Annotated in this window: 15 protein-coding genes; 7 read left to right on the forward strand and 8 right to left on the reverse strand. The window is 66.8% G+C overall.

Features of this window, described 5'->3' with window-relative positions; translation table 11 throughout:
• Positions 1 to 482: 482 nt before the first annotated feature.
• Genes Q9Q95_RS10810 through Q9Q95_RS10820 form a run of 3 tightly spaced genes read left to right on the forward strand, consistent with a single transcriptional unit; the run spans position 483 to position 4,490 of the window.
• Positions 483 to 3,563: an isoleucine--tRNA ligase gene (locus Q9Q95_RS10810; RefSeq protein ID WP_306096835.1), complete on the forward strand. Its 3,081-nt coding sequence runs from the start codon at positions 483 to 485 to the stop codon at positions 3,561 to 3,563.
• Positions 3,563 to 4,081 carry a signal peptidase II gene (lspA, locus tag Q9Q95_RS10815; RefSeq protein ID WP_306096837.1) on the forward strand — a complete coding sequence of 173 codons (519 nt, stop codon included), beginning with the start codon at positions 3,563 to 3,565 and terminating at the stop codon, positions 4,079 to 4,081. The genes Q9Q95_RS10810 and lspA overlap by 1 nt, the downstream gene beginning before the upstream one ends.
• Entirely contained in the window at positions 4,074 to 4,490 is a 417-nt protein-coding gene (locus tag Q9Q95_RS10820) for a DUF3035 domain-containing protein (protein ID WP_306096838.1), read from the forward strand. The genes lspA and Q9Q95_RS10820 overlap by 8 nt, the downstream gene beginning before the upstream one ends.
• Before the next feature lie 48 nt (positions 4,491 to 4,538).
• Here Q9Q95_RS10820 and Q9Q95_RS10825 read toward each other — a convergent pair whose 3' ends face one another.
• The 4 genes from Q9Q95_RS10825 to Q9Q95_RS10840 all read right to left on the reverse strand — a co-directional run bounded on the left by Q9Q95_RS10825 (position 4,539) and on the right by Q9Q95_RS10840 (position 6,859).
• Positions 4,539 to 5,297, reverse strand: coding sequence for a TorF family putative porin (locus Q9Q95_RS10825; protein ID WP_306096839.1), 759 nt, complete (start codon positions 5,295 to 5,297; stop codon positions 4,539 to 4,541).
• A gap of 188 nt (positions 5,298 to 5,485) precedes the next feature.
• Positions 5,486 to 5,953, reverse strand: coding sequence for a RidA family protein (locus Q9Q95_RS10830; RefSeq protein ID WP_306096841.1), 468 nt, complete (start codon positions 5,951 to 5,953; stop codon positions 5,486 to 5,488).
• A gap of 7 nt (positions 5,954 to 5,960) precedes the next feature.
• The gene (locus tag Q9Q95_RS10835) at positions 5,961 to 6,596 is read right to left on the reverse strand and encodes an HAD family hydrolase (protein ID WP_306096843.1); all 636 of its coding nucleotides are present in this window, start codon (positions 6,594 to 6,596) and stop codon (positions 5,961 to 5,963) included.
• Positions 6,593 to 6,859, reverse strand: coding sequence for a DUF3572 family protein (locus tag Q9Q95_RS10840; protein ID WP_306096845.1), 267 nt, complete (start codon positions 6,857 to 6,859; stop codon positions 6,593 to 6,595). Before Q9Q95_RS10840 ends, Q9Q95_RS10835 begins: the two co-directional genes overlap by 4 nt.
• Before the next feature lie 36 nt (positions 6,860 to 6,895).
• Here Q9Q95_RS10840 and Q9Q95_RS10845 point away from each other — a divergent pair, with 36 nt between their 5' ends.
• Positions 6,896 to 7,330: a response regulator gene (locus Q9Q95_RS10845; protein WP_306096847.1), complete on the forward strand. Its 435-nt coding sequence runs from the start codon at positions 6,896 to 6,898 to the stop codon at positions 7,328 to 7,330.
• A 4-nt stretch (positions 7,331 to 7,334) separates the two neighbouring features.
• Here the strand turns inward: Q9Q95_RS10845 and Q9Q95_RS10850 are convergent, their stop codons facing one another.
• Genes Q9Q95_RS10850 through nth form a run of 3 tightly spaced genes read right to left on the reverse strand, consistent with a single transcriptional unit; the run spans position 7,335 to position 10,246 of the window.
• A complete protein-coding gene (locus Q9Q95_RS10850) occupies positions 7,335 to 8,774 on the reverse strand; it encodes a S41 family peptidase (RefSeq protein ID WP_306096849.1) in 1,440 nt (479 codons plus the stop codon).
• 58 nt (positions 8,775 to 8,832) lie between these two features.
• Positions 8,833 to 9,531 (reverse strand): uracil-DNA glycosylase, encoded by a 699-nt coding sequence (gene ung, locus Q9Q95_RS10855; RefSeq protein WP_306096851.1) that lies wholly within the window; start codon positions 9,529 to 9,531, stop codon positions 8,833 to 8,835.
• Positions 9,532 to 9,562: 31 nt separating this feature from the next.
• The gene (nth, locus tag Q9Q95_RS10860; protein ID WP_306096853.1) at positions 9,563 to 10,246 is read right to left on the reverse strand and encodes an endonuclease III; all 684 of its coding nucleotides are present in this window, start codon (positions 10,244 to 10,246) and stop codon (positions 9,563 to 9,565) included.
• A 105-nt stretch (positions 10,247 to 10,351) separates the two neighbouring features.
• Between nth and Q9Q95_RS10865 the strand changes: the two genes are divergently transcribed.
• Positions 10,352 to 10,699 (forward strand): GFA family protein, encoded by a 348-nt coding sequence (locus Q9Q95_RS10865; protein ID WP_306096855.1) that lies wholly within the window; start codon positions 10,352 to 10,354, stop codon positions 10,697 to 10,699.
• Here Q9Q95_RS10865 and Q9Q95_RS10870 read toward each other — a convergent pair.
• The gene (locus tag Q9Q95_RS10870) at positions 10,678 to 11,100 is read right to left on the reverse strand and encodes a DUF1810 domain-containing protein (protein WP_306096857.1); all 423 of its coding nucleotides are present in this window, start codon (positions 11,098 to 11,100) and stop codon (positions 10,678 to 10,680) included. The genes Q9Q95_RS10865 and Q9Q95_RS10870 overlap by 22 nt on opposite strands.
• Positions 11,101 to 11,143: 43 nt before the next feature.
• On the opposite strand from Q9Q95_RS10870, the gene Q9Q95_RS10875 reads away from it, so the two are divergent.
• Positions 11,144 to 12,163, forward strand: a complete 1,020-nt coding sequence (locus tag Q9Q95_RS10875; RefSeq protein ID WP_306096859.1) for an ATP-dependent DNA ligase — start codon at positions 11,144 to 11,146, stop codon at positions 12,161 to 12,163.
• A gap of 155 nt (positions 12,164 to 12,318) precedes the next feature.
• Entirely contained in the window at positions 12,319 to 12,690 is a 372-nt protein-coding gene (locus tag Q9Q95_RS10880) for a tRNA-binding protein (RefSeq protein ID WP_306096861.1), read from the forward strand.
• Positions 12,691 to 12,698: the final 8 nt, after the last annotated feature.

Raw genomic sequence — 12,698 nt, forward strand, 5'->3', positions numbered from 1 at the left:
CGCCGCACCGGCTGCGCTCGAACCCCTTGGCTGGCCACGCGCCTCCCGGTGGACCCCGGCACGAGGCCGGGGTGACGGTTGCGGCAAAGTCGGCCATCACCCTTCCAATGTTGGATTTCAGCTGATCTATTCTGGTCGATGCAACCCTCCCTGCCCGCACCGATTCCCGCCGTGGCGCATGCCCGTCGCGACACCGGCGCGCGGGTGTCGCGTCCGCGGCGCGCAAAGGTCGCATTCCCGTCGCGTGCCGGTCGCCTGGGCGTCGCGTCGATGGCGCGTGCCTGTCGCGCTTGCGTCGCGTCGGTGGCGCGTGGCCGCCGCGCAGGTGACGCGTGGCAGGCGCGAACCCGCCGCGTCGCAGGCGCATCCGCCCCGAAACCACGTTTTCGCGTCAATCGTGTCAACCGCGCGACACCCGCGCCGCCCCGCGCGAGCAAAGCTGCTTCCCCGATCGCCTCACACCAGCTAATCCCCGCCGCCAAATGACCGACGCACCCGATTCCACGCGCGACTGGCGCGACACCGTCTTCCTCCCGAAGACCGATTTCCCGATGAAGGCCGGGCTCGCCGCCAAGGAACCGGCGATCCTCGAGCGCTGGGCGAAGATCGGCCTCTACCGGAAGCTGCGCGAGGCCCGCGCCGGCCGCGAGACCTTCCTGCTCCACGACGGCCCACCTTATGCGAATGGCGACATTCACATGGGCCATGCGATGAACAAGATCCTCAAGGACATCGTCGTGCGCAGCCAGACCCTGCTCGGCAAGGACGCGCCCTACGTCCCCGGCTGGGACTGCCACGGCCTGCCGATCGAGTGGAAGGTCGAGGAGGCCTATCGCGCCAGGAAGCTCAACAAGGACGAAGTCGACCCCGTCGCCTTCCGCGCCGAATGCCGGGCCTATGCCGAGAAATGGGTCGGCGTGCAGCGCGGCCAATTCGAGCGGCTCGGGGTGATGGGCGACTGGGAAACGCCGTACCTCACGATGAACTATCAGAGCGAGGCGATCATCGCCGGCGAATTGCTCAAGTTCGCCGAGAGCGGCCAGCTCTATCGCGGCGCCAAGCCGGTGATGTGGTCGCCGGTCGAGAAGACCGCGCTGGCCGAGGCCGAGGTCGAGTATGAGGACGTCGTCTCGACCCAGATCGACGTGGCGTTCCAAATCTCGAACTGGCCATCCCAGCCACAATTTGGCGACACTGCACACGCGGTGATCTGGACTACGACTCCTTGGACGATCCCGGTCAACCAAGCACTCGCCTACGGCACCGACGTGGACTATGTCGGCGTTCAGTTCGACCTAGGTTTGGAACTCGAACCTGGTTTCGACACCAATCATCCCGATTTCATGGGTCGAAACGCGCTCTACGAGGCGCTTCGGGGGCAGGTTTTCATCGTCGCGGAAGCACTGCAGGCGGCGTTCGTCGGACGTGTGATGCGAGCGCTCGAAACGCAGATGGACGATCCGAAGGCGGCTTTCTCGTCTGACGTCAGCGTGGTTTGGCGCGGCAAAGGCTCCGACTTGGCTGATGCAGTCGCCCGCCACCCGATGCACCATCTCGGCGGCTTCTTCGCCAAACCCCGCCCGTTCCTGCCCGGCGACTTCGTCACCACCGACGCCGGCACCGGGCTCGTCCATATGGCGCCGGACCATGGCGAGGACGACTTCCTGTTGTGCAAGGCGCACGGCTTGGATCCGGTGTTCGCGGTCGACGGCGCGGGGATGTACCGCGCCGACTGGCTGTGGCTCGGCGGCCAGGGATCGGTGATCAACAAGAAGTTCGTCGCGTCGGACGGCCCGATCTGCACCGATCTGCGCGAAGCCGGCGCGCTGTTGGCGGCCTCGGACGATTTCGCCCACTCCTATCCGCACAGCTGGCGGAGCAAGGCCAAGATCATCTTCCGCGCCACGCCCCAGTGGTTCATCCCGATGGACCAAAACTCCTCTCCCGTTGGGAGAGGAAGGGGCCCGCTCGGCGAAGCAGAGTGGGAAGGTGAGGGTGACACGGAAAGCGGCTCGCACTCACCCTCACCCCGCGCTGCTGCGCAGCTTGCCCCTCTCCCGACGGGAGAGGGGAATAATGGCGCCACCCTTCGCCAGATTGCCCTCGACGCGATCGAGACCACCCGCTGGGTCCCCGAGCGCTCGATCAACCGCATCCGCGCGATGGTCGAGGGGCGTCCCGACTGGGTGATCAGCCGCCAGCGCGCCTGGGGCGTGCCGATCGCGCTCTACGTCAACCGCGCGACCGGCGACTATCTCCGCGACCCCGAGGTCAACGCCCGCATCCTCCAGGCCTTCACTACCGGCGGCGCCGATGCGTGGTTCCAGGCCGACCACCAGGCCCTGCTCGGCGAGAAGTATGACCTCGCCGATTATGAGGTGATCACCGACATCCTCGACGTGTGGTTCGACAGCGGCTCGACCCATGCCTTCGTCGTCGAGGCGCGCTATGGCGAAGGCGTTCGCGCCGACCTTTATCTCGAGGGCTCGGACCAGCATCGCGGCTGGTTCCAGTCGTCGCTGCTCGAAAGCTGCGGCACCCGCGGCCGCGCGCCCTATGGCGCCGTGCTCACCCACGGCTTCGCGCTCGACGGCAACGGGCGGAAGATGAGCAAGAGCCTCGGCAACGTCGTCGATCCGTTGAAGATCATCGGCGAGAGCGGCGCGGACATCCTGCGCCTGTGGGTCGCCCAGACCGATTATTTCGAGGATGTCCGCATCGGCAAGGAAGTCCTTGCCGGCACCGGCGACACCTACCGGAAACTGCGCAACACCTTCCGCTATCTGCTCGGCGCGCTCGACGGGTTCGACGAGAGCGAGAAGGTCGCGGTATCGGAGATGCCCGAGCTCGAACGCTATATCCTCCACAAGCTCGCCGAGCTCGACGCCGAACTGCGCGCTGCCGTGGCGGGATATGAGTTCAACCGCTACACGCGCGCGCTGACCGATTTCGGCAACGAGACCCTGTCGGCGATCTTCTTCGATATCCGCAAGGACTCGCTTTATTGCGACGCGCATGGCGAAACGAAGCGCAAGGCCTATCGCACCGTTCTCGACACGCTGTTCCACGCACTGGTTCGCTACGCGACCCCGCTCATTCCCTTCACCGCGGAAGAGGTCTGGCAGGCACGCTATCCGGGTGAGGAAAGCTCGGTGCATCTGCTCGAATGGCCGGAGGTCGATGCCGCATGGCTGGATCGCGCGCTGGCACTGCGCTGGGGACTGATCCTTCCGATTCGTTCGGCGGTATTTCTCGAGCTCGAGGCGTTGCGCCGCGACAAGACGATCCGCTCGGGGCTCGAGGCCGAAGTGCGGATCGCGCTCGATTCGGACAATTATGCGCGTCTTGGCGACCTCGACTGGCAGGAGATCCTGATCACCAGCCTGGTCACGCTGGCCGATGCCGGACCGATGAGCGGCGCAGCGGCTCCCGATAAGGGTGTCAGTCACACCGTCACGGTAACGCCCACGTCGCGCCACAAATGCGGCCGATGCTGGCGGCATCTTCCTGAAGTTGCGCAAGACGGCCTGCTGTGCGACCGCTGCGCCGGGGTGGTGGATTGATGAATACGCGTTTGCTCGGGCTGCTCGTCGCAGTCGTGGTGTTCCTGATCGATCAGGTCGCCAAATATTATGTCACCGGCCCGCTCGGATTGAACGTGCAGGATGCGTCGCTGACCCTGCTGCCGATCTTCGACCTGCGCTTCGTCAAGAATGTCGGGGTGTCGCTGGGGCTGTTTCCGGCAAGCGGCGCGCTGATGCGCTGGCTGCTGGTATCGGTGACCAGCGTGGTCGCCGTCGGGGTCTTGTGGTGGATGCTGCGCGAAAAGAAGCGCCCCGACGTGATCGCCCTGGGCATGGTGCTCGGCGGCGCGCTGGGCAATATCCTCGATCGGACGCGGCTCGGCTATGTCGTCGACTTCGCCGATCTGCATTTCGGGACGTGGCGCCCTTTTTTGGTCTTCAATGTCGCCGATGCGGCGATTAGCATCGGCGTCGCGATATTGTTGATCCGTGCCCTGTTCGTGCGCGATAAGCAGGCCGGGACGCCTGCTCCTGTGGAGAATGAAGTCAATGCGTAAGTTGGTTCTGATCGCCACGGGCGTCGCGCTCGTCGGCTCGCTCTCCGCCTGCGGCAAGAACGGCTATGACCGCGCCCGCCCCGACGAGTTCGCCGTCGCGCGCGCCGCGCCTCTGGTGATCCCGCCCGATTTCGCACTGGTGCCGCCGCGGCCGGGCGCGCCGCGTCCGCAGGACACCTCGCCTTCGGCGCAGGCGCTCGACGCGCTGTTCGGCGGCTCGCAGGCGCGCAGTGCGTCGGAGAACGCCACGCTCGACGCGGCCGGCCGCACCACCGCCGAGACCGGCGCGCGCAGCACCGCGGGCAGCCCGACCACCAATGTCGTCGACAAGGGCACCACCACCCGCGACATCATCGCCGCTCCCGAAGGCGACGGCCAGACCGCGCGCGCCAGCACGCCGCCGAAATAAGCGTAGGCAGGGTCCGGGAGCGGCGCACCGCCCCCGGACGCCTGCGGATCAGAAGCTGAGGGTCATGTAGAAGACCGCGCGCGGATCGGCACCGATCGCATCGGCATAGCCGGCGTCGTTGGGAATGTCGGTATCGACATATTGCACGCCGAGCTTGACGAACTTCTGGGCGATTTCGGCGCCGAGCGACCAATCGGTATATTTGCCGTCCGGCGCGAGCACGCCGAGCTGACCGTCGGTGCGTCCGATATGGCCGAGGACGCTCACCGGCGTGTTCGGGATGGCGACGGTCAGATCGCCGCGGAGATACAGGCTGTCGTTATCGGCCAGACCCGATTGCCCGCTCCACGCATAATTGGCCCCGACCTTGGCGGTCACCGGCCCGACCGAGTACATCACCGAGGCATAGGGCTCGAAGAAATCGGTCTTGAGGCCCTTCGCGCCGTCCGGATAGTAATAATAGAGCGCGCCGACGTCGAAGCCGACGCCGTTGTCGAGCGTCTTGGTGTAGCCGCCATAAAGATCGACTTCGACATCGCCATAGCCGGGCAGCGAGACCTCGTCGTCGATCGTCGACACCCAGGTGCCGACATAGAATCCCGATTCATGGTTGACGTTGATCGTGCTCTGGACCGCCACCTTCTTGTTGGACTGGCTGAGTCCGCGGAAGCGATAGTCCGACGTCAGCGTCACGGCGCTGGTGACGGTGATGGGGCTGGCCGGCTCGGTCTCGCTCGCGTCCTGCGCCATTGCTGGCGCCGCCGCGGCGAGCAGGAGCGCGCCGAGGCCGATGGTCGAAATGCGCATGGAAATCCCTTTCAATTGAACCAAAGGGTCCCCACCTGCTGTCGCCGGCGTCGGGTCTATCTGGCCATCGCGGGCCGGCACGACTTTCGAACGACATCCGGAGCTTGCCGGATGACGCTGCGCCGCACAACTTTAATTGCTACATTGTTGCTCGATCGTGACGAACTGTGGCTGCGCCGCAACAGCGATCAGCTGCGGACCGCCACCACCGCGTCGATCTCGACCGCCGCGCCGAGCGGCAATACCGGAACGCCGACGGCGCTGCGGGCATGGCGTCCGGCCTCGCCGAACAATGCCTGCATCAGTTCCGACGCGCCGTTGGCGACCTTGGGCTGATCGGTGAAATCGCCGGCGGAATTGATGAACACCCCGAGCTTGACGATGCGCTCGACCCGGCCGAGATCGCCGCCCAGCGCCTTCTTGATCTGCGCGACCAGCATCAGCCCGCAGCGCTGCGCCGCCTCCTGCCCGTAAGCGAGATCGCGATCCTCGCCGAGCCGGCCGGTCATCAGCTGGCCGTCCTTGAACGGCAGCTGTCCCGATAAATGGAGCAGCCCGCCGGCCTCTACCGCGGGGACATAGGCAGCGACCGGGGCCGCGGCTTCGGGGAGGGACAGGCCGAGCTCGGCCAGCTTCGCGTCGATTTGCTGGGTCATGCCGCGATCAACCACTCGCGGCATCGGCGGTCAACCCCGCCGCGAACCGCGCCGCGATCCAGCGCTGCGCCTCGGCCCAATCGTCGATCCGGGCATGCGCGTGCGGCGCGGGCGGGGCATGCGCAGCGATATCGGGCTCGGCGACCATGTGGAGACGGTGAACCGAAGGGGCGTGGCGCGCGACCGATTCGTGGTGATGCTCGAGATCGTCGACGAACACCGTGACCGGGTTGCCGAACTCGGCGACGAGCCTCGCCACCGGCGCGCCCTTGCCGCCCTGGTTGCACTCGACCCGGTGCGCGATGCCGTGGGTGGCGAGCTGGGTGACGCGGTGGCTGCGGCAATGATCCTTGAGATTGGTCAGCACCACGATGTCGGCCTGATCGGCCAAAGCGGCGAGCGCCTCGCGGGCGTGCGGCACCAGGGTCTGGCGCCCCATCTCGCCGGGGAAGAAGCCATCGAGATATGACCACATCGCCTCGGGCTCGACCAGGCTGTTGTCGCCGCGTCGGCGCATCGAATCGGTGAAATTGGTGCCGTTGGGCCGGAAATCGATCGCATGCGCCTCATCGAGCCAGCTTCCGAAATGGCGGACCATGTGGAGCAGCACTTCGTCGCAATCGGTGATCAGCAGCGGTCTCATGCGCGTTCGAGCTCCGTACGGGCGGCGACGAGCGCGGCCGGGGTCAGGTCCAGCGCCTCGGCGCAGGCCACCAGATCGGGCTCGTGCGCCTCGAGGAAGCCGAGCGTCGCGGCGAGCAAGGCAGGCTCGCCTGCCCGTGCCCGCAACTCGGCCGGATCCAGACCGGTCAGATCGAGCAGCCGCGTCGCGCGGGTCGAATCGCCGAGCGTCCAGACCAAAGCCTGGAGCGCAATTGCCTCTGCGTTTGTTTCCACCCGCGGCATCGCCTAAACCGTCTCCAAATGCATGAGGTTCATCGCGTGGCAAAAAGGGTTCTGGTTGTCGAGGATAACGAGCTCAACCTGAAGCTGTTCTGCGATCTGCTGCGTGCGCACGATTTCGCCGTCGAGCCGGTAAGCGACGGCCGCGAGGCGGTGGCGCGGGCGCGCGAATTCGTACCCGACCTGATCGTGATGGACATCCAGATGCCGCACGTCACCGGATTCGATCTGATCCGCGAGATGAAGCGCGATCCCGAGTTGCGGGCGATCCCGATCATGGCCGTGACCGCTTATGCCGGCCGCGAGGACGAGGAGCGCATTCGCTCGGCGGGAGCGAACGCCTATGTCTCGAAGCCGATCTCGCTCGCGCGCTTCATCGGCGAAGTGCGCGCGCTGGTTCCGGCAGACCCGGAGGCCGAGGTGGAGAACGGGGCGGACGCCGAAGCCAGCACAGCCGAAGAGCCCGAGGCATAGAGCGCTAAAACGCCCCCGGCACCTCGCGCTGGAGGGTGCTGGGGCGTTCGGGGGTCAGCAATTCGCGGGCGGCGGTGCTGCGCAGCGCCAGCGTCGACTGGCCGCCCGCCGTGATCGCCGTGCAGCTGCGCCCGGCGAGGAAATCGAGCGCGGCCTTTGTCGAGGCCTCGCGCGCGTCGCCGAGCGGATATGCGACATCGTCGCCCGCGCGGCAGCTCGCCTCGACCGTCCCCGCGAGACCGCCGAAATAATTGCCCTGCCGCGCCGCGTTCTGGGTGGCGAACGCGATGACTCTCAGGCGATCGTCGCACGCAGCGCGGTCGAACGCGATCTGCCCCACCGGCTTGCCATAGGTATTGGTGCCGATCAGCGCCGCATTGGCGTGGAGATAGGGAATGAAGGCGTTGACCACGAGCTCGCTCGCCGAGGCCGTGCCCTCGCTGCCGATGAAGGCGATCCGCGTCGGCGCGATCGATTCGGCTTTGGGCTGGAAGAAGCGGGTCTCGTTCTCGGCGGCTTTCTCGGGGCGGAAGATCATATAGTCGAACACGTCGCTGGCCGCGCGATTGGCGCCCATCAGATCGCCCAACAGTTGCGCAATCGAGACGAGGCCGCCGCCATTGTAGCGTAGATCGACGATCACTTCGGTGACCCCTGCCGCCTTGAACTGCGCGAACGCAGCGCGCAACGCGGGATCGGCGGTGTCGATGAAGGTGCGCAGATTGACGTAACCCACCTTGCGCCCGCCATCGTCGAGCACCTTGGCGCCATAACGCGACGAGACCGGAGTCAGCGCATAGTCCGCCTTGGCGATGGTGAGGTCGCGCGTGCCCGTGGCATCGGTTACCCGGAGCATGCGTGCGGTTCCTGCGGTGACCGGCCCGAGCGCGTCGGTCACGCCCTGCGCCCCGCCGCTGGCCAGGATCGCGGACACGGTGCGCAGATCGGCGGCGCTGGTGCCGATCGCGACGATCTCGGCCCCGCGGTCGATCCCGGCATTCAGCGCCGGCGTGCCTTCGAACGATTCGGCGACGAACACGCGCCCGGCCGCCGAATCATAGGCGAGACGAAAGCCGAAGCCGGCGCTCGATCCCGAGGCATAATAGGCATTCTCTTCGGCGATCGAAGTCACATAGGTGAAGTAGCGGTCGCGGCCCTGCGCGCGCGCCGTGGCGGTGAGCGCATCGACATAGTCGCCGACCGTCGCATACGGCGTCGGGCTGAGGCTCGCCGGCAGCGTCTCGGGGAAGAGATACCATTCGTTGAGCCGGGCCGCGGCCCAATCCTGCCGTTCGCGCAGGGTGCAACCGGCCACGGTTCCCGGCGTAGGAGTCGGCGAATTGCCGGTCACCGGCGGCGTCACCATCGAACCGCTGCCACCGCCGCCGCCGCAAGCGGCGAGGACCATCGACAGGCCCAGCAGCGTAGTGACCGTCTTGCGCATCTTCCGCCTTCTTACGCTTGCCCAGATAGTTAGACTGTGCGTGGCCCGGCCCGCCGCGTCAATCGAGCGCGGGAAGCGCCCAGTCGATCGGCTTCTGCCCCCGGCTCTGCAGAAAGGCATTGGCTTTCGAGAAGTGCCGGCAGCCGAAGAACCCCGAATGCGCCGACAGCGGCGAGGGGTGCGGCGCCTTGAGCACGAGATGGCGTCCGCCCTTGTCGATCGAATCGACGAACGCCGCCTTTTTCTGGGCATGGCTACCCCAGAGCAGGAATACCACCGGCTCTGGTCTGGCGTTGACCAGCCGGATCACCGCATCGGTGAAGCGCTCCCAGCCGCGCCCCTGGTGCGAGGCGGCCATGCTCATCTGGACGGTGAGCACGGAGTTGAGCAGCAGCACGCCCTGCTGCGCCCAATGCTCGAGAAAGCCGTGACGCGCGCGCGGAATGCCGAGATCGGCCTCCATCTCCTTGTAGATGTTGACGAGGCTCGGCGGCGTGCGCGTGCCCGGCCGCACCGAGAAGCACAGGCCGTGCGCCTGACCTTCGCCGTGATAGGGGTCCTGCCCGAGGATGACGACGCGGACCTGCTCGAGCGGAGTCAGATCAAGCGCGCGGAACCACTCGCCGCCCGGCGGGAAGATTCGCTTGCCCGCCGCTTTCTCGGCGACGAGGAATTCGCGCAGCGCAGTCATATACGGGTCGGCGAACTCGCCCTTCAGCGGTTCGAGCCAGCCTGGATGCAGTTTCACCTCGCCCATCGCCTCCGTGTCGGAAAGCCCGGCCGCGCTGTCAACGATTCGAGCGGCAATCGGCGCGGAGCGGGCAGCGGGCACAATCGGGCATATCGAAGCGGCAGATGCTCTGACCAAGCTTCTTGCTGGCGATGTGGAAATCGAGAAAGTCGCCGCCACGCCATTCGGGCATCGCCGCGGTCACCGCCTCGCTCGCCGCGCGCGCCTCGGCGCGGCGATCGGCGAACCCCAGCCGCTGGAGCACGCGCAGGACGTGGCTGTCGACGATCAGCACCGGCCGATCGAGCGTGCTGCCGTTGAGCGTCGCCGCGGCGACCTTGCGGCCGACGCCGGGCAGCCGCTCGAGCCAGCCGAGCGCCTCGCCGAGAGGCGGCGTGGCGAGAAACGAAAGGTCGAACCCCTTGCGCTCGATGGCGATCCGCCCGAGCGCGCCGACGACATAGTCCGCTTTGTCCTCGGCATGGGTGACGTCCTGGATGCAGCGCAGCACTGCTTCGCGGCCCGCCCCGAGCACCCGCCCCGGCGTCCCGAACGCGACGACGAGCCGCTCATAGGCCGCAAGCGAGACCGCGTCCCGCGTCCGGCCGCTGATCATCGACTTGATCAACGCCCCGATCGGCGAGCGGCGCGGCAGTGGCCCGGCAAGCGCGCGCACCGGCGCCAGCGCCTTGTGCCAGCGCAATATGTCGTCATGCCCGGAAAAGCCGAAGCCCGATTGCATACCGGCGCACTAGAACATATCATGAACAACTGCAACGGGGTTGCAGGGATAGGCGATGCGGATCATGCCGCCTATCAAGATGTCCAACGATCAGGGAGAGAGAGGATGCCGTTCACAGGAAGCTGCCATTGCGGCGCGATCCGCTACACCGTCGACGAGGACGCGCCGGGCAGTGCGATGGCGTGCAACTGCTCGATTTGCCGACGCAAGGCGCCGCTCCACCATTTCACCACGCCCGACAAATTCACGCTGCACACCCCGCGCGAGGCCGTGGCGACCTATCGGTTCAATCACCACGCGATCGACCATCATTTCTGCACGACCTGCGGCATTGCGCCGTTCGCCGAGGGCAAGGGACCGCAGGGGCCGATGGTCGAGATCAACCTGCGCTGCGCCGACGGCGTGGATCTCGAAGCGCTCGAGATCCAGCATTATGACGGCGCCAGCCGCTGAAGCGTCGCGAGATCGCGGTCGCCGCCATAGAATTGGTCGAGCACAACCCCGAAGCGTGAATCGGTTCCGGCGGCCGCCTCGAAAAGCGTCATCGACGAGCGCAATTTGACGGCATCGATCCCGCCCAGCATCGCTTCGGGCGTCCGGCCGGCATGCGCCAGAATCGCATCGGTCGCCTCGGCGAGCCGCCGCCCGAGCAACGGGTGCGCGAGATACGCGCGCGCCTCGGCGAGATCGGCGATCGCATATAGAAGCGCGGTCTCGCTGTGGCCGAGCCCGGCGATCTGGGGGAAGACGAACCACATCCAGTGACTGCGCTTGCGCCCTTCGCGCAGTTCGGCGAGCGCCTGCGGATAGATATGCTGCTGCGCTTCCACGAAGCGTTCCAGTCGCGAAGCCATTGCCCGTCCTCGAACCAATGCGCCGGCGCTGCGTTGCCGGTTCATGACGATCGAACCGATGGAAGCCCGGCTGGTTGCCGCCCTGCCCGAAGAGCCCGGCTGGCAGTTCGAGCCCAAATGGGACGGCTTTCGCTGCCTCGCCTTCAAGCAAGGCGACGAAATCGAACTTCAGTCCAAATCGGGCAAGCCGCTCGCGCGCTACTTTCCCGAAGTGGTCGCGGCGATCGCGGCGCTTCCCGTCGAGCATGCCGTGCTCGACGGTGAATTGCTGATTCCGGTCGGCAACAGCCTGTCGTTCGATGCGCTGCAGATGCGGCTGCACCCGGCCGAGAGCCGGATCCGCAAATTGTCCGTCGAGACGCCGGCGCGGCTGATGCTGTTCGATTGCCTGTGGTCGCCCGAGGGATCGCTGACCGACCGCCCGCTCGCCGAACGGCGCAAGGCTCTGGAGGCGTTCTACGCGCGGCATCGCTCGGCGACCTTACGCCTGTCGCCGCTGACCGAGGACCCGGCAGTGGCGCAACGCTGGCTCGACGCGGCGGGCGGCGCGCTCGACGGCGTGATCGCCAAGCGCCGCGACGAGGCATATCAGCCCGGCGAGCGCGCGATGCTCAAGGTCAAGAGGCTGCGCACCGCCGATTGCGTGGTCGGCGGCTTCCGATACGCGACGAAGAAGCGCGAAGTGGGATCGCTGCTGCTGGGGCTCTATGACGATGCCGTGCTGCTCCACCATGTCGGCTTCACTTCGGCGATCGCCGCCGCCGATCGCCCGGCGCTGACCGAGCGACTGGAGGCCCTGGTCGAGACACCCGGCTTCACCGGCGACGCACCCGGCGGGCCGAGCCGCTGGTCGACCGAACGCTCGGCCGAATGGCAGCCGCTGCGCCCCGAGCTGGTCGCCGAGGTGCGCTACGACCATGTCACCGGTCGCCGCTTCCGCCATGGCACCGGCTTCCTGCGCTGGCGCCCCGACAAGGCACCGCGGCAATGCACGCTGGAGCAATTGGGCGAGGAGGCGCGCCCGGCAGTGGTCGAAGCGGCGCTGGCGGAGGCTGAATCCTGAGACGCTCCGTCACCCCGGACTTGTTCCGGGGTCCACCGGGAGGCAGGCGACATCCAAAGAGGGCCGAAGCCTGCTCTACGCGGTTTGGTGGACCCCGGCACAAGGCCGGGGTGACGGCTTGATTTGCGCGCTATCCCTCCGCCATTAAGCCGCGCATGCACATGACCCACGACCCCGCCGCCCTCCCCGCCGAGGCGATCGGCTTCGATCAGTTCCTCGCCGTCGACATCCGCGTGGGCACGATCGTCGAGGCGCTGCCTTTTCCGGAGGCGCGAAAGCCGGCGTACAAATTGCTGATCGATTTCGGGCCGGCGATCGGCCGCAAACGCTCCTCGGCGCAGATCACCGAGCATTATACGCTAGAGGAATTGCCGGGAATGCAGGTCGCCGCGGTGGTCAATTTCCCGCCGCGCCAGATCGGGCCGGTGATGTCCGAAGTGCTGACCTTGGGCTTCCCCGACGAGGCGGGCAAGGTGGTGCTGTTCCGGCCGACCGTCCCTGTCCCGAATGGGGGCAGGCTCTTCTGAGCGCGGGC

The sequence above is a fragment of the Sphingomonas sp. DG1-23 genome, assembly GCF_030730875.1.
Lineage (GTDB): Bacteria > Pseudomonadota > Alphaproteobacteria > Sphingomonadales > Sphingomonadaceae > Sphingomonas.

What these genes read in the sequence shown, in the direction of transcription:
- Q9Q95_RS10830 (WP_306096841.1), bottom strand. Translation starts at nt 5,953, where the DNA reads ATGACCCAGCAAATCGACGCGAAGCTGGCCGAGCTCGGCCTGTCCCTC.
- ung (WP_306096851.1), bottom strand. Translation starts at nt 9,531, where the DNA reads ATGGGCGAGGTGAAACTGCATCCAGGCTGGCTCGAACCGCTGAAGGGC.
- Q9Q95_RS10850 (WP_306096849.1), bottom strand. Translation starts at nt 8,774, where the DNA reads ATGCGCAAGACGGTCACTACGCTGCTGGGCCTGTCGATGGTCCTCGCC.
- Q9Q95_RS10875 (WP_306096859.1), top strand. Translation starts at nt 11,144, where the DNA reads ATGACGATCGAACCGATGGAAGCCCGGCTGGTTGCCGCCCTGCCCGAA.
- Q9Q95_RS10835 (WP_306096843.1), bottom strand. Translation starts at nt 6,596, where the DNA reads ATGAGACCGCTGCTGATCACCGATTGCGACGAAGTGCTGCTCCACATG.
- Q9Q95_RS10820 (WP_306096838.1), top strand. Translation starts at nt 4,074, where the DNA reads ATGCGTAAGTTGGTTCTGATCGCCACGGGCGTCGCGCTCGTCGGCTCG.
- Q9Q95_RS10825 (WP_306096839.1), bottom strand. Translation starts at nt 5,297, where the DNA reads ATGCGCATTTCGACCATCGGCCTCGGCGCGCTCCTGCTCGCCGCGGCG.
- Q9Q95_RS10870 (WP_306096857.1), bottom strand. Translation starts at nt 11,100, where the DNA reads ATGGCTTCGCGACTGGAACGCTTCGTGGAAGCGCAGCAGCATATCTAT.
- Q9Q95_RS10865 (WP_306096855.1), top strand. Translation starts at nt 10,352, where the DNA reads ATGCCGTTCACAGGAAGCTGCCATTGCGGCGCGATCCGCTACACCGTC.
- lspA (WP_306096837.1), top strand. Translation starts at nt 3,563, where the DNA reads ATGAATACGCGTTTGCTCGGGCTGCTCGTCGCAGTCGTGGTGTTCCTG.
- Q9Q95_RS10880 (WP_306096861.1), top strand. Translation starts at nt 12,319, where the DNA reads ATGCACATGACCCACGACCCCGCCGCCCTCCCCGCCGAGGCGATCGGC.
- Q9Q95_RS10810 (WP_306096835.1), top strand. Translation starts at nt 483, where the DNA reads ATGACCGACGCACCCGATTCCACGCGCGACTGGCGCGACACCGTCTTC.
- Q9Q95_RS10840 (WP_306096845.1), bottom strand. Translation starts at nt 6,859, where the DNA reads ATGCCGCGGGTGGAAACAAACGCAGAGGCAATTGCGCTCCAGGCTTTG.
- nth (WP_306096853.1), bottom strand. Translation starts at nt 10,246, where the DNA reads ATGCAATCGGGCTTCGGCTTTTCCGGGCATGACGACATATTGCGCTGG.